Consider the following 18,256-nt stretch of genomic DNA (forward strand, 5'->3'; position numbering starts at 1 on the left):
CGGGAGACGTCCCACAGTGGGGGACAATGGGTGGGTGAGCAACACCGATCGACCCGACGACCAGCCGGTCCCGGCCCCTGCGCCGAACGCCGTCTCCACCTCCGACGAGGTCACGATCCGTCGTGCCCCGAAGTTCGGGGTGTTCATCGTCGGCGGTGCGGTGCTCGGGTTCATCGCGACCCTGATCGTCGTCTCGCTCACCATGAACCTCGGTGGCCAGCAGGAGGAGTCGAGCTTCGGCAGCCTGGTGGGCTACTTCAGCCTGTGGGGCGTCACGATCGGCGCCTTCGTCGGCGCGGTCGTCGCCGTCGTGTTCGACCGGGTCTTCGCCCGGCGCGCGGCCCGCCTGACGGCGGAGCGTGTCGAGGTCGAGCTGCCGCCCGAGACGGTCGACGGCGAGATCGACGAGCACGGCGACCAGCGGCCGTAGCCGCAACCGCTTCCAGACGGGAGGCCCGTGGCGACACCGCCACGGGCCTCCCGTCTGTCAGGTGGGTGCGTCTCGGACGCGACCTAGCTGAGCTGGTTCGCCTCGACCCAGGACAGGTACTCCGGGCTCACGGTGCCCGTGACGTACTCGCCCGTGAAGCAGCTCATCTCGAGGTCGGTCACGTCGGAGCCCTCGATGATGGCGTCCCGCATGTCGCCGATCTCCTGGTAGATCAGGTGATCACTGCCGAGCACGCGGTTGATCTCCGGGATCTTCCGGTCGTGCGCGATGAGCTCGTCGCGCGTCGGCATGTTGATGCCGTAGACGTGCGGGAACCGGACCGGGGGAGCGGCACTCGTGAAGGTGACCTCGTTCGCACCGGCGGCGCGGGCCATCTCCACGATCTCCTTGCTCGTCGTGCCGCGCACGATCGAGTCGTCGACGATCAGGATGTTCTTGCCCTTGAACTCCGACGACATCGCGTTGAGCTTCTGTCGGACGGACCGCTTGCGCTCCGCCTGGCCCGGCATGATGAACGTCCGGCCGACGTAGCGGTTCTTGTAGAAGCCCTCGCGGTACTCGATGCCGAGCTTCCGTGCGACCTGCATGGCAGCCGGTCGGGACGAGTCCGGGATCGGCATCACGACGTCGATGTCACCGGTCGGCGCGTACTGCTCGATTGTGTCCGCCAGCCGGTTGCCGAGGCGCAGGCGGGCGTCGTAGACCGAGATGCCGTTCATGACCGAGTCGGGACGAGCCAGGTACACGTACTCGAACGAACACGGCACGAGCCGCGGGTTCTTCGCACACTGCCGGGCGTGCATCTGCCCGTTCATCTCGATGAAGATCGCCTCGCCCGGGGCGACGTCGCGCACGATCTCGTAGCCGCCGGACTCGAGCACCAGCGACTCGCTCGCGACGACCCACTCGGGCTGGCCGGCCTCGTCGAACTTGTGGCCGAGGATGAGCGGCCGGATGCCGAACGGGTCGCGGAAGGCCAGGAGCCCGTGGCCGGCGATCGTGGCGATCGTGGCGTACGAGCCCTCGACCCGCTCGTGCACGCGCTCGACGGCGTCGAAGACCTGCCCGGGATCGAGGTCCGTGCCGCGGACCTGTCCCTGCAGCTCGTGCGCCAGCACGTTCACCAGGAGCTCGGTGTCCGACGTGGTGTTGAGGTGCCGACGGTCGATGTCGAACAGTTCACGCGTCAGTTCCCGCGTGTTGGTGAGGTTGCCGTTGTGGACGAGGACGATGCCGTAGGGCGCGTTCACGTAGAACGGCTGCGCTTCTTCCTCGTTGCTCGCCGCGCCCTTGGTGGCGTAGCGCACGTGGCCGAGGCCCATGGTGCCGAGGAGGGCGCGCATGTCACGGGTTCGGAACGACTCCCGCACGTGGCCGCGGGTCTTGTGCATGTGGTGCACGTGACCCTCGACCGTGGCGATGCCCGTCGAGTCCTGCCCGCGGTGCTGCAGGAGGAGCAGTGCGTCGTAGATGGATTGGTTGGCGGGGCCCTGTGCAACGAGGCCGACGATGCCGCACATTCGCGGGTGTGCTCCAGACCGTAGAATCGGGGGGTACCGAACAAGTCTGCCATGTCACCGCGAAGGACTCCGCATGCCCAACCCGTACGCCGAAGCCGGAGTGGACACCGCTGCCGGTGACCTGGCCGTCGAACTCATGAAGTCCGCAGTCGCGGCGACGCACAACAGCCACGTGCTGGGCGGCGTGGGCGGCTTCGCCGGACTCTACGACGTGTCCTTCCTGAAGGACTTCTCACACCCGTTGCTCGCGACCTCGACCGACGGCGTCGGCACCAAGGTCGCCATCGCCCAGGCGATCGACAAGCACGACACCATCGGGCAGGACCTGGTCGGCATGGTCGTCGACGACATCGTGGTGGTCGGTGCGAAGCCGCTGTTCATGACCGACTACATCGCCTGCGGGCGCGTCGTGCCGAACCGCATCGCCGACATCGTCGCCGGGATCGCCCGCGGCTGCTCGGCGACGGGCACCGCGCTGGTCGGTGGCGAGACCGCCGAGCACCCCGGGCTGCTCGGCCCGGACGACTACGACGTGGCCGGTGCCGCGACCGGTGTCGTCGAGGCCGGTTCGCAGCTCGGTGCCCACCTGGTGCAGGACGGCGACGTCGTGCTCGCCATCGAGTCGTCCGGGCTGCACTCGAACGGGTACTCGCTCGTCCGGCACATCCTGGCGTCGCGCGGGGTCGGGTACACCGACCAGCTGGCCGAGTTCGGCGGCGTCTCGGTCGGCGAAGCCCTGCTCGAGCCCACCCGCCTGTACACGACGCCGCTGCTGGAGCTGCTCGAGCAGCACCCGGGCGCCGTGCACTCCCTGTCGCACGTGACCGGTGGTGGCATCGCGGCGAACCTGGCGCGCGTGCTGCCCGTCGGCTCGTGGATCGAGGTCGACCGCTCGACCTGGCAGCCGCTTCCGGTCTTCCGCGTGCTCGCCGACATGGCCGGCACGCCGATCGAGGACACCGAGGGCACCTGGAACCTGGGCATCGGCATGTTCGCCGTGGTGTCCGCCAGCGCCGCGGTGGACGTCATCGAGTCGCTCGGCGTGGCCGGGATGCCCGCGTGGCCCGTCGGCACGATCGCCACGTCGGCCCGCGACCTGACCGGCTTCGAGCAGGGCGCCAAGGGCGTCGACGGCGGTGCCGTGCGGCTCGTCGGGAGCTACGCCGCCTGAGCGAGCCGGCCACGCCCGTCACGCAGGCCGCATGGCGGGCGTTCGTCGTGCCTCCAGGCCGCACGACCTGCCGTCAGGTGTCCGCCGAGCGGTCACGAAGTGCCGCTCGGTCCGGCCGCGGGTGGCACTTCGTGACCACTCGGCATTCCCCGCGTGGGGAGTCGTGACCGGTCCGCGTCATCCGCGTGGGCACGCAGAAACGCCGCGCTGCCCGGAGGCGCGCGGCGTGACGGCTGTGCCGGTCAGGCGGACTTGTTCTGGTCCGCTTCGGTCTCGAACTCGTCGGATTCGTCTGCCGCTTCGGGACCGTACTGGTCCGCCCAGCGGTCGACAAGATCGTCATCGGAGTGTTGTCCGGCGGAGAGCTCCTGCTCGAGTGCACCGTAGTTCGTCTGCGGGCTGAAGTACTTCAGCTCACGGGCGACCTTGGTGTGCTTCGCCTTTTGACGGCCGCGCCCCATGCGTGACCCCCTCGTTCGGCTCTGGTCCGGTCCTGGCGAATGACGGAAGATCACTCGGGGAACCAGACGGTTCGTGGTTTGAAATCTGCCGATCACTCTACCATGTACCTCGATCTGGACGTCGCCGCGACGGCTCCGCGCACAGGAGAATCGAAGTGATGACCGAACCCCTCGAGAACCCAGTCGACCAGTCCGCCCGTGTCGTCGTCATCGGTGCGGGGCAGGCCGGACTGTCGGTGGGATACCACCTGCGCCGCCTGGGGCTCGTGCCCGGCACCGACCTGGTGCTGCTCGATCGTGCCCCGAGCACGGGTGGTGCCTGGCAGTTCCGGTGGGAGGCCCTGCGGCTCGGCGCGGCGCACCGCGTGCACGACCTGCCGGGGATGCGGGCGATGGGGCTCCAGTTCGACGACGCCGATCGGTCACGACCCGCCCGGGACGTCGTGGGGGAGTACTACCGGCGGTTCGAGCAGCACCACGACCTGCGGGTCCGGCGTCCGGTCTCGGTGCCGTCGGTCTCGCGCACCGAGGACGGCCGACTGTGCGTCACGACCCGCTCCGCCGACGGCACCGAGACCCGGATCCGCGCCGACGTCGTGGTGAACGCATCGGGCACGTGGGGCACGCCGTTCGTGCCGTGGTACCCGGGCCGAGGCGCGTTCCGCGGACGACAGCTCGACACGACCGAGTACCGCAGCGCCGCGGAGTTCGCCCGGCAGGACGTCGTCGTGGTCGGCGGCGGGACGAGTGCCATCGGTTTCCTGCTCGAACTCGACGGCGTCGCCCGGTCGACCCACTGGTTCACCCGACGGCCGATGGTGTGGGCGGACTCGTCGTCGCTCGACCTCGAGTCGGCGGTCGCAGCGGTCGACGAGCAGGACCGTGCCGCCCGTGCCGGCGAGGTGCTGCCGAGCATCGTGAGCGGCACGGGCGTGCCGGTCTCGCGGCGGATCCGCGCGGGCATCGACCGCGGGGTCCTGCGCGACCAGCCGATGTTCACGCGGATGGACGAGACCGGCGTGGTGACGGCCGACGGCACGCACGTGCACGCCGACGCGGTGCTCTGGGCGACCGGGTTCCGGGCCGACCTGCGGCACCTCGCGCCGCTGCACCTGCGGACCGCGGCCGGCGGGGTCGTCGTGGCGGACGGGCGCTCGGTCGACGAGCCGCGGTTGTTCCTGGCGGGCTACGGGCCGCAGGCGTCGACGATCGGGGCGAACCGGGCCGGACGGCTCATCGCCCGCCAGGTGATGGACGTGCTCGCCGCCGCCTGAGCCGCTCCGCCTGGTGCGAGGTTGACCACCCGGTGCGAGGTTCTTTCGGCGCACCGAGTGATCAACCTCGCACCAGGGGCGCAGGGCGGCGCAGGGCGGGTCAGGCGGGCAGGGGCTCCTGCACGCCACGACGGCGACGGGACGACGCCAGGAACACGGCGTCGAGCGAGAACCGCCCCGGGCCGGTCAGCGCCACGACGAGCGAACCGACCGCCAGGACGAGCACGTACTCGAAGCCGCCGTCCTGCGAGTAGAAGCCGGACGACGCGTGCGCGAGCAGCCCCGCGACGACCATGTCGACGGCGAGCAGGACGCCCACGACGCGGGTCGCGACGCCGAGCACGAGCAGCACGCCGCCGACGAGTTCGAGGCCCGCCACCAGGGGCGCGGCGACGTCGGCGAGCGGGACACCCATGCCGGAGAAGCCCTGGGCCACGTTCGGGATGCCCTGGGCGAACTTCTGCGCGCCGTGGGCGATGAACACCACCCCGAGGACGATGCGGAGCGCGGTCAGGCCGATGGAGGTCGATGTCGTTCGCATGGCCACGAAGCTAACCGGTGACACGTCATCGATGCCCCTCGTCCGGGGGTCTGCCCGGACATCACCAGAACATGCCCAGGCTGGGGTCCGCCGAAGGGCGGACCCGCTCTCAGGAACCCGTGGTGTCGGTGCCGCGGCCGGTCTGCTGCTGCAGGCGGTCGATGTGCTCCGAGGCCTCGGCCTTGGTCAGGTCAGCGGAGAGCTCCTCGCCGGCTTCACGGGCCAGGGTGTCGAGGTAGCTGCGCTGGGGTCCGGTCATCGGCTCGTCACCGGTGACCCACTGCTCGGGGTCCTTCCTCGCGTCGGTCGACGGGTCCGGACGGGCGCCGCCGAGGGTCTCTTCTGCATCACTCATGCCGAGGACGCTACGCCGCACCTCCGACGCACCCCGCAGACGGTGTGTCCCCCGTCAGACCGGCGTGGCCGAGTACCGCACCAGGTCCGGGCCGACCGCACTCGTGGCGATCGGCACGGTCCGTCCCTCGCGACGGACCCAGATCGTCGCGGCCTGCTCGTCGATCCGCTCGACCTCGTGCAGCGAGCCGTCGAGCAGCACGGTCGCGGACACCACGACCCGGCCGCTGGACGGCCGCGGGGGCAGACCGGGGACGTCGTCGTCGTACGCCGCGTACTCGCCGGGCTGCAGGAACGGGGACACCGGAGCGGTCACGACCTCGAAGCCCTCGTCGACCTCGGCGACCGCCACGAGCCGCACCGCCTGGTCCGTCGGCAGGGGGACGTCGACCACCCAGGGCGCCTCGGAACCGGCCAGTGCGCGGAAGGCGGGCCGACCGTCGGGGGCGAGCCGTGCCTCCAGGCCGTCGATCCGGACCCGTCCGCGACCGCGCGAATCGGCGTAGAGACCGGGCTCGATGCCGGACTGCCGCGCCTCGAGCCGGGTGATGACCACGCGGTCCGGGCGGTACCAGTCGCGCAGCGTCGACGGGTCGACCCACCCGACGCTGGGGACGCCGCGCGACAGCGCTGCCGACTCGTCGGCGGCGCGCTCGTCGAGCGCACCCAGGGGGTGTTCGCCGCGCACCGCGACGAGTCCTTCGTGGCGGCTGCCCGCGACGGGCTCGTGGTCCAGCACCTCGACGCGCTTCGACACCTTGCCGCCGTGGCCGTCGAACGTGGCGAACGTCCGCAGGTCGGTGATCGTCATGACGTCAGATGCTACGACTCGTCGCCCCGACGCGGCGAGGTCGGCACGAGCGCGTGCAGCTCACCGGTGCACTGCGCGGGGTCGACGCCCTCGGCGGGACCGGCCGGTCGGGTCGCGCGACGCGGCTGCAGGCTGTTCCGCTGCGCGGACCGGGCCAGGCGATCATCGACGACACCGTCGACCGGCGCTCCGGCCGAGCCGGCGAGGGACCGGCGGAGCGGGGGCCGCACGGGCTCGCCGCGACGTTCCTGGCCGGGGAGCGGACGCGACCGGCGGCCGTACAGCAGCTCGGACGAGTCGAGCAGCCACGGCACCAGCGCCACGGTGACGCCGTGCACGAGCAGGAGCTTCTTGCGGATGCGACGACCGCGGTGGTTGTGGAGCAGGCCCTCCCACCAGTGACCGACGATGAAGATCGGGGTGTAGACGGTGACGACCTCGGAGCCGTGCTCGAGCCGGTGCGCCTTGATGTACTTGATGAGCGGCATCGAGATGTCGCGGTACGGACTCGGCACGATGGTCAACGGCATCCGGATGCCGTACTCGGCCCACTGGTCGCGCAGGTTCTGGGCGTCGGCGTCGTCGATCGCGACGTGGACCGCCTCGCAGCTGGCGTGCTCGGCGGCGATCGCGTAGTCGAGGGCCTTCAGCACGGGCTTCTGCAGCTTGTTCACGAGCACGACGGCGTGGTCGCCGGTGGCACCGAACTCGGTCTCGACGTCGGCCTCGATCTCGTGCGAGACGTCGCGGTAGTAACGGTTCACGCCGAGCATGAGCACGTACAGGATCGGCATGATCAGGAACACGAGCCAGGCGCCGTGCGTGAACTTGGTGATCGTGACGATGACCAGGACGACGAGGGTGAACGTGGCGCCGATCGCGTTGATGGTGCGGGAGCGCACCACCTGCGCGCGGTTGACGGACGGATCGGCGGTGCCGGCCCGGTCCGCGCGCAGCAGTCGCGTCCAGTGCACGACCATGCCCGTCTGCCCGAGGGTGAACGACACGAAGACGCCGATGATGTAGAGCTGGATGAGGCTCGTGACGTTCGCCCGGTACACCACGAGCAGCGCCGCGGCGACGAGCGCCAGGACGATGACGCCGTTCGAGTAGATGAGCCGGTCGCCGCGCGTCGACAGGGCCTTGGGGGCGTACGAGTCGCGGGCCAGGATCGAGCCGAGCAGCGGGAACCCGTTGAACGCCGTGTTCGCGGCGAGGAGCAGGACCGCGGCCGTCGTCGCCTGGATGACGAAGAACAGCACCGAGTTGTCACCGAACGTCGCCGCCGCGATCTGGGCGATGAGGGAGCGCTGCGGCGTCGTGGCGCAGTCCGCGAACCCCTGCAGGTCGCAGGCGCGTTCGGCGTAGTGCACGCGGGACACGAGCGCGAGCGTGATGAGCCCGATGAACAGGACGATCGCGATGCCGCCCATCGCCACCAGGGTCGCCTGCGCGTTCTTGATCTTCGGGCGTCGGAAGGCCTGCACGCCGTTCGCGATGGCCTCGACGCCGGTCAGGGCCGAGCAGCCGGAGGCGAAGGCCCGGAGGAGCAGCAGGATGAACGCCGCCTGCGTCGTGTGCTCGACGTTGTCGACGGTGTACCCGGCGGACTCGGCGACCGGGGCGTGCCCGGCGGCGACGCGGACCAGGCCGGTGACGACCATCACGAAGACCGACGCCACGAACAGGTAGGTGGGGATGGCGAACGCCTTGCTCGACTCCCGCACGCCGCGCAGGTTCGTGGCGGCGAGGAGCACGACGAACACGAGCGCGAGTTCGACGCGGACGTCGTTCAGCATCGGCAGCGCCGAGATGATGTTGTCCACGCCGGAGGCCACCGACACCGCGACCGTCATGACGTAGTCGACGAGCAGCGCACTCGCGACGACCAGCCCGGCCTTCTCGCCGAGGTTCCGGTGCGCGACCTCGTAGTCGCCGCCGCCGGACGGGTACGCCTTGATGAGCTGTCGGTAGGACGCGACGACCACCACGAGCAGCAGCACGACGAGCGCGGCCACCCACGGTGCGAAGGTCAGGAACGACATCCCGCCGAGCAGCAGGATCATCAGGAGTTCCTGCGGTGCGTACGCGACGGAGGACAGCGGGTCACTCGCGAAGATCGGCAGTGCCAGGTGCTTCGGGAGGAGCTGTCCTTCGAGCTTCTCAGAGGGGAGCGGATCCCCGATCAGTCGCGCTTTCAGCGACCGGACCTCGTTCGTCACGAGCGGCAAACCTACTCAGTTCCGGGCGGGAGTCAACACGGGTCCCCGGGCGGTCATTCCCGGTCGGTCGCGTGTCGTCGACTCCGCACCCCGATCACCCCTTGCGGTTGACGTGGCGTCAACCTCTACGGTGGGCTGCATGAGGGATCCGTCAGACATCGCCACGGAAGCTGCGAAAGCACCCCACGGCATCGCCGACGTGGCGCGATCCGCCGGGGTGTCGAGCCGCACGCTCCGCCACTACGACGCCATCGGGCTGCTGCCGGCCACCGCCGTCGGCGACGGCGGACTCCGCCGCTACGACGACCGGGCACTCGTCCGGCTGCAGCGCATCCTGCTGCTGCGCGGCCTCGGCCTCGGGCTGCCCGACATCCGCCGGGTCCTCGACGGCGAGCAGGACGACGTCGCCGCCCTCACCGCGCACGTCGCCTGGCTCGAACGCGAGCGGGACCGCCTCGCCCGGCAGCTCGCCGCCGTGCGCACCACCATCACCAGGATCGAGAACGGGGACACCATGAACGCCACGGACACCTTCGACGGGTTCGACCAGACCCGCTTCAAGCACGAGGTCGAGGAGCGCTGGGGAGCGGACGCCTGGCAGCGCGGCACCGCCTGGTGGGACGCGAAGGACACCGCAGGCAAGCAGGCGTTCCAGGACGAGCTGCGCGCGATCGCCCAGGCCGCCGCAGCGCTCGCCGCGTCGGGCGACGGCCCGGACTCACCGGCCGCGCAGGCACTGGCGCGGCGGCAGTTCGCGTGGCTCGCCGAGTCGACGCCGCCGGCGGACCTCACCGCGGAGCGGTTCCGGACCCTCGCCGAGATGTACGTGCACGACGAGCGGTTCGCGCACGCCTACGACTGGGCCGGAGCGGGTGCGGCACGTGCGCTGCGCGACGCGATGGTCGCGTTCGCCGAACGCGGGCTGTAGCGCGCCGACCGCGGGCCGTCGTGCGCAGACGGAACCAGGTTCCGGTCACGACACCACGGATCGGCGTGATGCTGTGTCCGGAACCTGGTTCCGTGGGTGGGGCGGTGCGACGGGCGGCCGGGAGGCTCTGGTCGCGACCGCCTGTCGGCCGCGGGCCGTCAGAGCGACTTGCGCAGGGCCTCCAGGCCGTCACGCAGGCGCGTCACGGTGTCCGCACGGAGCGTGCCGCGGGTCGCACGTCGGCGCAGGTCCGCGCGGACCTGCTGCCGGAACGACGACAGCGCCATCTCGAGCTCGCGCAGGGCGCGGGCGCTCTCCGACGGGACCGAGACGGGCTCCTCGTGGGAACCGGTGCCGGGGCTCTCCGCCGAGGCGGCGAGGTCGGCTCGGAGGGACCGCATCGCCTCGCCGACCGAGGCGCGGACGCCGTCGGCCAGGGACTTCACCGAGTCGGCGACCCCGGACTCGACCGCGGCGATCTCGTCGGCACGGGCCGCGAGTTCGGTGCGGCCGGCCTCGGTGATCGCGTAGACGGTCTTGCGGCCGTCGGCGGTCTTCGAGACGAGGCTCTCTTCCTCGAGCTTCGCGAGCCGCGGGTACACGGTGCCGGCGCTCGGCACGTAGGTGCCGCCGAACCGGTCGCCGAGGGCCTGGATGAGCTCGTAGCCGTGCATCGGGTGGTCCGCCAGCAGCACGAGCAGGTACAGGCGGAGGTGGCCGTGGGCGAAGACGGGGCTCATGCGGGCACCTCGCCGTCGTTGGTCGGCACCGTCGGGGGCACGGACGCCGTCGGGGGCACGGGCGCCGTCGGGGGGACCGGCGCCGTCGGGGGTGCCGGGGGTGCGGTCGGCTCGGTGGCGACCGGCGGGGCGTGCAGCACCGCGATGTCGCCGGAGACCGAGTTCACGCGCAGGTCCAGCCACTGGCCGGCCAGCTCGCCACCCTGCTTGACGTACGAGCCGCGCACACCGCGGATCTCGGAGTCGTCGAACTGCAGCTTGCCGGACGCCGTGCTGACGGTGCACTGGTAGGCGACACCGTCCTCGAGCCGGACGCTCACGCCACCCGAGACCGTGTTGACGCGCGCCGACTCCGGCACGCCGTGCAGGTCGAGCACGACGTCCGCCGAGACCCCGTCCGCCTGGAACCGCGGGATCTCGCCCGTGGCCACGACGTCACCCGAGACCGTGTGGACCGTCAGGGCGCCGTCGAGTTCGCGGATGGTCGTCGCGCCCGAGACGGCGTTGACCGTGACGTCGCCGGCGACACCGTCGACCACGAGGTCACCGGACACCGTGTTGAGCATCGCGCCGCGGTTCGTGCCGGACAGCAGTGCACCCGCCGACACGACGCCGAGGTGCACCGAGGCGTCGCGGGGGACGAGGATGCTGACGTCCGCGTGGGCCTTGCCGCGGAACGACTTCAGGAACCCGATGGGGTCGTCCCACCGGATCTGCGGGTGGTCGACGGTGAGCGTGTCGCCGTCGACCTCGATCTTCAGCTGCTTGCCGGACACGCTGTGGACCTCGACCCGTGCGGTGGGTTCGTCATGTGCCACGACGTCCACCTGACCACCGACGAGTCCGACACGGAGTGTGCGGACGATGCCGGTGTCGATGACCTTGGGCTCGTCGACGAGCCACTTCTCCTGCGTCATGTTGCTTCCTCCAACTCGCGATGTATCGCGTCTGTGGAGGTCACGCTATATCGCGACTCGACGCGGCGCAAGGATGCCGGGCGGATGGTGAGCAGAAATGGTCGGGTGGGGCCCTGCGACCCGACCATTCCTGCTCACGAAGCGTGCGCGACGGAGGTGGGGCGGGCCTCCCGGACGACCCGTCGCTCCGGGCTCCACGGGAACCGGCGGAAGAACGGCATGAGTGGCTGCACCATCGGACCGATCGCGAAGGCGGCGATGACGGTGCCGGCGCCGACGTTCCCGCCGAGGATCCACCCGACGATGACGACCGACACCTCCACCAGGGTGCGCGCGAGCCAGAGTGGCCAGCCGAGGCGCTCGTGCAGTCCGACCATCAGGCCGTCACGGGCCCCGGTGCCGAACCCCGCGCCGATGTAGAACGCCGTCGCGACGGCGAGCAGCACCAGTCCGGCGACGAACAGGGCGATCCGGGCGAGCAGCCCGGACGGCTCCGGCACGAGCCAGAGCACCAGGTCGGCGCTCGGCCCGATCGCCAGCGCGTTCAGCAGGGTGCCGATGCCCGGCTTCTGGCGCAGGGGGATCCAGAACAGCAGGATCACACCGCTCGACACGACGGTGATGACGCCGAACGACCACGGCACCACGTTCTCGAGGCCCTGCGTCAGGACGGTCCACGACGAGACGCCGACGACCGCGCGGACCTGCAGCGCGGTCGAGGCGCCGTAGAGGAACAGGCCGACGAAGAGCTGGACGAAGCGGAACGTGAGGGCGGTGCTGCGGGACATGGGTTCATCGTCGACGGGGATTGGACTGCTGGTCGAGAGCCAATCGCGCTACCGTGGACCCATGACACCCGTGCTGCTGAGTGCTCGATCTGCTGCCCTGCTGCTCACCGACTGGCGCGACGGCACCGACGCCCCCGCGTACGAGGCCCTGTCCGACGCCATCCGGGTGCTCGTCATCGACGGCCGGGTCGCGCAGGGCGTGCGACTGCCGGCGGAGCGCGGACTGGCCACCGCGCTCGGCGTCTCCCGCACGACCGTGGCGAACGCGTACGCCCGACTGCGGTCCGACGGGTTCGTCGTGTCGGTCCGTGGCTCCGGCAGCGTGGTCCACCTGCCCGCGTCCCTGATCGGTCGTCCCGACCCGGAACGGCTCGGCGGGGTGGTCGACGGCGAGCTGCTCGACCTGCGGAAGGCCGCGATGCACTCGGCGCCGGGGATGGCCGAGGCCGTCGAACGGGCGGTGCGACACGTGCCCGCGGCGCTCGCCGGCATCGGGTACGACACCGTCGGCGACCCCGGGCTCCGCGCCGCCATCGCCGACCGCTACACCGAGCGCGGGCTGGCGACCGACCCGTCCCAGGTGATCGTGACGATCGGCGCGCAGCACGCCATCGCGCTGCTCGCACGGGTGCTCGTCCGCCGCGGTGACGCCGTGCTCGTCGAGTCCCCGACCTACCCGCACGCGCACGAGGCGTTCCGCGAGGCCGGCGGACGACTCGTCGGCGTGCCCGTCGACGCGCGGACCGGGTGGGACGCCGCCGCGCTCGAGACGACCCTGCGCCGGACCGCCCCGGCCGTCGCCTACGTCATGCCCGAGCTGCACAACCCGACCGGAGCGACCATGTCCGCGTCGACCCGCCAGCTGCTGCTGTCGGTCGCGGCGTCGGTCGGCACGACGGTGGTCGCCGACGAGACGATGGGCGAGCTGCGGATCGACGGCGCGCCGTCGCTGCCGCTGGCAGCAGCGGACCCGTCGGGGGCGTCGGTCGTGATGATCGGGTCGGCCGACAAGGTCTTCTGGGGCGGCCTGCGGATCGGCTGGATCCGCGCCGCGCCGGCGCTCCTGCAGCGGCTGCTCGCCGCCCGCCCGACGGGCGACCTCGGCACCCCCGTCCTCGACCAGCTGGTCGCGCGCGAGCTGGTCCCGCGCACGGCGGCCGTCCTGGAGGCGCGGCGCGAGTACCTGCGACAGGGTCGCGACGACGTCGTGGGCGCGCTCAGGGCACGACTGCCGGAATGGGACGTCCCGTCGCCCGCAGGTGGGCTGACGACGTGGGTGGGCCTCGGGCGACCGGTGTCGAGTGCGCTCGTGCTGGCCGCGCGGTCCGAGGGGGTGGTGCTGGCGTCCGGCGGGGTGTTCGGCCCGGACGGCGGGTTCGAACGGTTCCTGCGGGTGCCGTTCACGATGGCGCCGGCGGACCGCGGTCGTCTGGTGGACGTGCTCGAACGGGCGTGGGCGCGGGTCGGTGGGGAGTCCGCCGGGGTGCGGGGGTCGCTCGCCGCGGTGGTGTGAGCAGTCGTGGGGTCATCCTCTGGGGTGATGGGCCGGGGTCGTTCTCGCTCCGTGGGGTGATGTGCGCGGCGGCGGACGACGCGATGCTGATGCCATGAACGCGACCCTGTCCGCCGGTGCTCCGGCGCCTGCTGCGTCCCCGTCGTCCGCGTCGCCGTCCGAGCCGTGCCCCGCGGTGCCGGCTCTGGTGCGCGTCACGATGGCCCTGAGCGGTGCGCTGCTCGCCGGTGTGCTGACCTCGTTCGGGCAGACCGTGCCCGCACTGTCGTCGGTCGCCAACTCGGCCGGCCCCTGGTTCCTGGTCGCCGTCGCGCTGTGCATCGGCGCCGGAGCCCGTGCCGGCCGGTTCGCCCTGCCGCTCGCGATGCTGCTCGGCGTCGTGCTGCTCGAACTCATGCACGTCGGCTACTGGGCCACGACGAACCTGCGCGGCTACCCGGACTTCCTGTCCGTCACCAACCTGTGGGTGCTGCTCGGCGTCCCCGCGGGGCTGCTCGCCGGTGCGGTCGCCGTGTTCGTCCGCTCCCGTGACGCCCGCTGGCGTGCCGGAGCCTTCGGGGTCACCGCCGCGATCCTCATCGGCGAGGGGGTGCGGGCGCTGCTGAAGGTGGTGGCCACGACCGGCCCGGTGACCTGGGTGGTCGAGATCGTCGTCGGCATCCTCGTGCTCGTCGTCGGGGTGGCCACCGCCCGGTCGTCGGTCGGCCGCGTGATCGCCCTCGGCAGCGGCGTGCTCGGCACCGTCGGCGTGCTCGGCGCGTACCTGCTGCTCGGTGGCTGATGCGACGGCCTGATGCGGACGCGCACGGGCTGCGGCTGCGAGGATCGATGACGTGCACCTCCTCTCGGTCTTCAGCCTCCGCAACCGGGCCCTCATCGCGCTCGTCACGATCGTCGTCGCGATCTTCGGTGGCATCGCGCTGTCGAACCTCAAGCAGGAGCTGATCCCGAGCGTCGAGTTCCCGCAGGTCGCGATCGTGAGCGCGTACCCGGGTGCCACGCCCGAGGTGGTGTCCAACGACGTCTCGACGAAGATCGAGCAGGGGATCCAGGCGGTCCCGGACCTCGAGTCGACCTCGGCGACCTCGTCCACCGGGCAGAGCATCGTGTCGGCCTCGTTCGACTACGGCTCCAACCTGGCCAGCGCCGAGGACAAGATCCAGACCGTCGTCAATGCACTCTCGCTGCCCGACTCCGTGCAGACCCAGATCGTGACCGGGTCGTTCGACGACCTGCCCGTCCTGCAGCTCGCGGTGTCGGCGAAGGGCGACCAGGAACAGCTCGTCGAACGGCTGAACGCCACCGCGGTGCCCGACCTCGAGAAGCTCGACGGGGTGCGGGCCGCCGACGTCTACGGCAACCCCGGTCGCCGCGTCGTCATCACCCCGGACCAGGACGACCTGGCAGCCCGGGGCCTCAGCGAGACGGCGATCTCGGACGCGCTCGACGACAACGGCACCCTGATCCCCGGCGGCACGATCACGCAGAGCGGTTCGACGCTCTCCGTGCAGACCGGCGAACGCATCGCCTCGGTCGCCGACATCGAGGACCTGCCGCTGACGGGCGGCACCTCGGCGACGACCCTCGGCGACGTCGCCACCGTCGCCATCAAGGAGTCACCGCGCACCTCGATCAGCCGCGTGAACGGCGAACAGGCACTCACCATCGCGATCACGAAGACGCAGGAGGCGAACACCGTCGACGTCTCCGAGACCGTCCGTGACGCCCTGCCCGGCATCGAGGCGAAGATCGACGGCGACCCCCGGTTCACCGTCGTGTTCGACCAGGCGCCCTTCATCCAGCAGTCGATCGACTCCCTGGCCGAGGAAGGACTGCTCGGCCTGGCCTTCGCCGTCCTCGTGATCCTGCTGTTCCTGCTGTCGGTCCGGTCGACGATCGTCACCGCGATCTCGATCCCGACGTCGGTGCTCCTCGCCGCGATCGGCATGCTGGCCGCCGGCTACACGCTCAACATCATCACGCTCGCCGGCCTGACCATCGCGATCGGCCGTGTGGTCGACGACTCCATCGTCGTGATCGAGAACATCAAGCGGCACCTGCAACCCGGCGTCGACCGGCAACGGGCGGTGCTCGACGGCGTCCGCGAGGTCGCCGGCGCCGTGACCGCGTCGACCGTGACGACCGTGGTCGTGTTCCTGCCCGTCGCGTTCGTCGCCGAGCTCGTCGGCGAACTGTTCCGGCCGTTCGCCCTGACCGTGACGATGGCGCTGGTCGCCTCGCTGCTGGTCTCCCTGACCATCGTGCCGGTGCTGGCGTACTGGTTCCTGCGCGCGCCGAAGGGGCACAAGCACGCCGGGGCGGTGCAGCCGGCCGTGTCGGGGACCGACGCCGACGGGGCGGCGGGGGCCGTGCCTCCCGTCAGCTCTGCGACGGACGGTGCACTCGCGAGTGCGGCAGACCTGCACGACGCGTCCGCACCCGACCGGCTGCGCCGCGGCTACCAGCCGGTGCTCGGGTGGGCGCTCCGCGCACCGTGGGTGGTCCTCGTGCTCGCCGTGCTCGTGCTCGGAGGGACCGCAGCGGCGCTGCCCTTCGTCAAGACGAACTACCTCGGTGACTCCGGGCAGAACACCTTCACCGTCACGCAGGACCTCGAGCCCGGCACGAGCCTGGCGTCGCAGTCCGACGCGGCACGCACCGTCGAGCGCCAGCTCCGCGCGGTCGACGGCGTCGAGACCGTCCAGACCACGATCGGCACGAGCGGCGAGTCGATCCAGGCCGCGTTCGGTGGCGGCGGCACGGCATCGGTGCAGTACTCGGTGACCACCGACGAGGGCGCCGACCAGACCCGGGTGCAGTCGGACACCCGGAAGCGACTCGACGGGCTCAAGGACCAGGGCGAGCTCACGGTCGCGTCGTCGGGTGGTGGCTTCGGCGGCAGCAGCGACATCGAGGTCGACGTCAGCGCGCCGACCCAGGCGCAGCTCCGGACCGCCGCGTCGCAGGTGCTGCGCGAGATGCGGACGGTCGACGACACCACGGGGGCGACGAGCAACCTGTCGTCGGCCGAGCCGTACCTGGCCGTCCGGGTCGACCGCGAGAAGGCGGCCGCGCTCGGGCTGACCGAGACCCAGGTCGGCGGGATCGTCGCAGCCTCGGTGTCGCCGCGCGACACCGGGACGGTCGAGATCGGCGACGCCTCGCTCGACGTCTACATCGCCGCACCCTCGCCGCCGGGGACCATCACGGCACTGCGCGCACTGTCGGTCCCGACCTCGACCGGCCCGGTGCCGCTGTCCGACGTCGCCACCGTCGAACGTGCCGAGGGGCCGACGACCGTCACCACCTCGGACGCCGTCCGCACCGCGACGATCACCGTGACCCCGGACGCGTCGAACCTCGGCGCGGCGGTGCAGTCGGTGACCACGGCGGTCGACCAGCTCGACCTGCCCAAGGGTGCGTCCGCGTCGATCGGCGGCGTCGCCTCGAGCCAGACGTCGGCGTTCAGCCAGCTGCTGCTCGCCGCCCTGGTCGCGATCCTGATCGTCTACGTGGTGATGGTCGCGACGTTCCGGAGCCTGCTCCAGCCCCTGCTGCTGCTCGTCTCGGTGCCGTTCGCGGCGACGGGCGCGATCCTGCTGCAGATCGCGTCGGGCATCCCACTCGGTGTGGCGTCGCTCATCGGCGTGCTCATGCTCGTCGGCATCGTCGTGACGAACGCGATCGTCCTCATCGACCTGGTGAACCAGTACCGGCGGCGCGGACTGCGGGTGCGCGAGGCCCTGGTCGAAGGGGCCACCCGACGACTCCGGCCCATCCTGATGACCGCACTGGCGACGATCTTCGCGCTCGTGCCGATGGCGATCGGGCTGACCGGCAAGTCCGGGTTCATCTCGCAGCCGCTGGCACTGGTCGTGATCGGCGGGCTGGTGTCCTCGACACTGCTGACGCTCGTGGTGCTGCCGGCGCTGTACTTCGTGGTCGAGCGGGCACGCGAGCGCAACGCGGACCGGATCGCCGCGGGCAAGACCCGGAAGCAGGCGCGCGCTGAGCGACGCCAGGAACGCGCGGAGCTTCGGGCGGAACGACAGCGGCGTCGAGCGGCGCGTTCCGACAGCGCGGCTTAGCGGCGGTACTCGGCGTCGATCGCGGCGAGGGGCGAGACGGCGGGACGGTCGGCACGCTCCTCGCGCTCGACGGCGCGGAACCACGACACGAGCACGCAGGTCAGCGTGACCAGGAAGACGATCCCGGCGCCCTGCGCGAACACAGCGAGGTGCCCGGTCGCGGCCGCGTACCCGCCGAAGGCCATGGTGGCGGCGAACGACAGACCGAGCAGCAACTCCGAGGAGGTCTGCAGCGCAGAACGGTCCCAGCGGGTCGCGGCGGCGCGTGCAGGGCGGGTCGAGGTGTCGGTCACCCCGGAAGTCTGCGACGTGGTGGCTGTCGGCAGTAGTCCCGACTCCGGGTGCCACCCACCCGGGGCACGCGGCAGTGCGGCTCCGCGAGCGCGCCCGCTCTGGCGTCTCTGCGAAAGCGACACTTCTCCGCCGAACATCGGCGGCACAACGTCGCTCTCGCGGCACGGACGGCCGCTCGTCGGC

Annotated in this window: 17 protein-coding genes; 7 read left to right on the top strand and 10 right to left on the bottom strand. The window is 71.4% G+C overall.

The genetic code is table 11. The annotated features are described in order from the left end of the window. Positions 1-34 precede the first annotated feature (34 nt). Complete coding sequence (locus EDF28_RS06170; RefSeq protein ID WP_111085569.1) at positions 35-430, top strand: hypothetical protein; 396 nt, start codon at positions 35-37, stop codon at positions 428-430. 83 nt (positions 431-513) lie between these two features. Here EDF28_RS06170 and purF read toward each other — a convergent pair whose 3' ends face one another. Next, positions 514-1,971 (bottom strand): amidophosphoribosyltransferase, encoded by a 1,458-nt coding sequence (gene purF, locus EDF28_RS06175; RefSeq protein ID WP_111085568.1) that lies wholly within the window; start codon positions 1,969-1,971, stop codon positions 514-516. Positions 1,972-2,044: 73 nt separating this feature from the next. Between purF and purM the strand changes: the two genes are divergently transcribed. After that, a complete protein-coding gene (gene purM / locus EDF28_RS06180) occupies positions 2,045-3,142 on the top strand; it encodes a phosphoribosylformylglycinamidine cyclo-ligase (RefSeq protein ID WP_123937526.1) in 1,098 nt (365 codons plus the stop codon). A gap of 242 nt (positions 3,143-3,384) precedes the next feature. Here the strand turns inward: purM and EDF28_RS06185 are convergent, their stop codons facing one another. Beyond that, positions 3,385-3,603, bottom strand: a complete 219-nt coding sequence (locus tag EDF28_RS06185) for a DUF3073 domain-containing protein (protein ID WP_111085566.1) — start codon at positions 3,601-3,603, stop codon at positions 3,385-3,387. Positions 3,604-3,761: 158 nt separating this feature from the next. Between EDF28_RS06185 and EDF28_RS06190 the strand changes: the two genes are divergently transcribed. Continuing rightward, a complete protein-coding gene (locus EDF28_RS06190) occupies positions 3,762-4,877 on the top strand; it encodes an NAD(P)-binding domain-containing protein (protein WP_123937527.1) in 1,116 nt (371 codons plus the stop codon). Between the two features lie 100 nt (positions 4,878-4,977). On the opposite strand, the gene EDF28_RS06195 is transcribed toward EDF28_RS06190, so the two are convergent. From EDF28_RS06195 to EDF28_RS06210, 4 genes are all read right to left on the bottom strand, one after another. Continuing rightward, on the bottom strand, positions 4,978-5,418 hold the full coding sequence (locus EDF28_RS06195) for a DoxX family protein (RefSeq protein ID WP_123671966.1): 441 nt from the start codon (positions 5,416-5,418) through the stop codon (positions 4,978-4,980). A gap of 109 nt (positions 5,419-5,527) precedes the next feature. Beyond that, positions 5,528-5,773 (bottom strand): DUF3072 domain-containing protein, encoded by a 246-nt coding sequence (locus EDF28_RS06200; protein ID WP_123937528.1) that lies wholly within the window; start codon positions 5,771-5,773, stop codon positions 5,528-5,530. 54 nt (positions 5,774-5,827) lie between these two features. Next, the gene (locus EDF28_RS06205; RefSeq protein ID WP_111085562.1) at positions 5,828-6,583 is read right to left on the bottom strand and encodes a hypothetical protein; all 756 of its coding nucleotides are present in this window, start codon (positions 6,581-6,583) and stop codon (positions 5,828-5,830) included. An 11-nt stretch (positions 6,584-6,594) separates the two neighbouring features. Beyond that, positions 6,595-8,814, bottom strand: a complete 2,220-nt coding sequence (locus EDF28_RS06210; RefSeq protein ID WP_123937529.1) for an APC family permease — start codon at positions 8,812-8,814, stop codon at positions 6,595-6,597. 130 nt (positions 8,815-8,944) lie between these two features. Here EDF28_RS06210 and EDF28_RS06215 point away from each other — a divergent pair, with 130 nt between their 5' ends. Beyond that, complete coding sequence (locus EDF28_RS06215) at positions 8,945-9,733, top strand: MerR family transcriptional regulator (protein ID WP_123937530.1); 789 nt, start codon at positions 8,945-8,947, stop codon at positions 9,731-9,733. A 158-nt stretch (positions 9,734-9,891) separates the two neighbouring features. Here EDF28_RS06215 and EDF28_RS06220 read toward each other — a convergent pair whose 3' ends face one another. From EDF28_RS06220 to EDF28_RS06230, 3 genes are all read right to left on the bottom strand, one after another. Then, a complete protein-coding gene (locus EDF28_RS06220; RefSeq protein WP_123937531.1) occupies positions 9,892-10,473 on the bottom strand; it encodes a PadR family transcriptional regulator in 582 nt (193 codons plus the stop codon). Then, a complete protein-coding gene (locus EDF28_RS06225; protein WP_260154556.1) occupies positions 10,470-11,390 on the bottom strand; it encodes a DUF4097 domain-containing protein in 921 nt (306 codons plus the stop codon). The genes EDF28_RS06220 and EDF28_RS06225 overlap by 4 nt, the downstream gene beginning before the upstream one ends. A gap of 134 nt (positions 11,391-11,524) precedes the next feature. Continuing rightward, entirely contained in the window at positions 11,525-12,178 is a 654-nt protein-coding gene (locus EDF28_RS06230; RefSeq protein ID WP_123937532.1) for a YitT family protein, read from the bottom strand. A 61-nt stretch (positions 12,179-12,239) separates the two neighbouring features. Here EDF28_RS06230 and EDF28_RS06235 point away from each other — a divergent pair, with 61 nt between their 5' ends. The 3 genes from EDF28_RS06235 (at position 12,240) to EDF28_RS06245 (ending at position 17,779) form a co-directional block, all read left to right on the top strand. Continuing rightward, positions 12,240-13,691: a PLP-dependent aminotransferase family protein gene (locus EDF28_RS06235; protein ID WP_123937533.1), complete on the top strand. Its 1,452-nt coding sequence runs from the start codon at positions 12,240-12,242 to the stop codon at positions 13,689-13,691. A gap of 94 nt (positions 13,692-13,785) precedes the next feature. After that, positions 13,786-14,472, top strand: a complete 687-nt coding sequence (locus EDF28_RS06240) for a DUF6518 family protein (protein WP_123937534.1) — start codon at positions 13,786-13,788, stop codon at positions 14,470-14,472. Between the two features lie 52 nt (positions 14,473-14,524). Further along, the gene (locus EDF28_RS06245; protein ID WP_123937535.1) at positions 14,525-17,779 is read left to right on the top strand and encodes an efflux RND transporter permease subunit; all 3,255 of its coding nucleotides are present in this window, start codon (positions 14,525-14,527) and stop codon (positions 17,777-17,779) included. On the opposite strand, the gene EDF28_RS06250 is transcribed toward EDF28_RS06245, so the two are convergent. Then, positions 17,776-18,072: a hypothetical protein gene (locus EDF28_RS06250; protein ID WP_123937536.1), complete on the bottom strand. Its 297-nt coding sequence runs from the start codon at positions 18,070-18,072 to the stop codon at positions 17,776-17,778. The genes EDF28_RS06245 and EDF28_RS06250 overlap by 4 nt on opposite strands. Positions 18,073-18,256 lie beyond the last annotated feature (184 nt).

This window comes from Curtobacterium sp. PhB137 (genome assembly GCF_003814955.1).
Lineage (GTDB): Bacteria > Actinomycetota > Actinomycetes > Actinomycetales > Microbacteriaceae > Curtobacterium.

Coding starts and splice junctions, on each gene's coding strand:
- purM (WP_123937526.1), top strand. CDS start 2,045: ATGCCCAACCCGTACGCCGAAGCCGGAGTGGACACCGCTGCCGGTGAC.
- EDF28_RS06230 (WP_123937532.1), bottom strand. CDS start 12,178: ATGTCCCGCAGCACCGCCCTCACGTTCCGCTTCGTCCAGCTCTTCGTC.
- EDF28_RS06195 (WP_123671966.1), bottom strand. CDS start 5,418: ATGCGAACGACATCGACCTCCATCGGCCTGACCGCGCTCCGCATCGTC.
- EDF28_RS06205 (WP_111085562.1), bottom strand. CDS start 6,583: ATGACGATCACCGACCTGCGGACGTTCGCCACGTTCGACGGCCACGGC.
- EDF28_RS06185 (WP_111085566.1), bottom strand. CDS start 3,603: ATGGGGCGCGGCCGTCAAAAGGCGAAGCACACCAAGGTCGCCCGTGAG.
- EDF28_RS06190 (WP_123937527.1), top strand. CDS start 3,762: ATGACCGAACCCCTCGAGAACCCAGTCGACCAGTCCGCCCGTGTCGTC.
- EDF28_RS06215 (WP_123937530.1), top strand. CDS start 8,945: ATGAGGGATCCGTCAGACATCGCCACGGAAGCTGCGAAAGCACCCCAC.
- EDF28_RS06220 (WP_123937531.1), bottom strand. CDS start 10,473: ATGAGCCCCGTCTTCGCCCACGGCCACCTCCGCCTGTACCTGCTCGTG.
- purF (WP_111085568.1), bottom strand. CDS start 1,971: ATGTGCGGCATCGTCGGCCTCGTTGCACAGGGCCCCGCCAACCAATCC.
- EDF28_RS06240 (WP_123937534.1), top strand. CDS start 13,786: ATGAACGCGACCCTGTCCGCCGGTGCTCCGGCGCCTGCTGCGTCCCCG.
- EDF28_RS06225 (WP_260154556.1), bottom strand. CDS start 11,390: ATGACGCAGGAGAAGTGGCTCGTCGACGAGCCCAAGGTCATCGACACC.
- EDF28_RS06200 (WP_123937528.1), bottom strand. CDS start 5,773: ATGAGTGATGCAGAAGAGACCCTCGGCGGCGCCCGTCCGGACCCGTCG.
- EDF28_RS06235 (WP_123937533.1), top strand. CDS start 12,240: ATGACACCCGTGCTGCTGAGTGCTCGATCTGCTGCCCTGCTGCTCACC.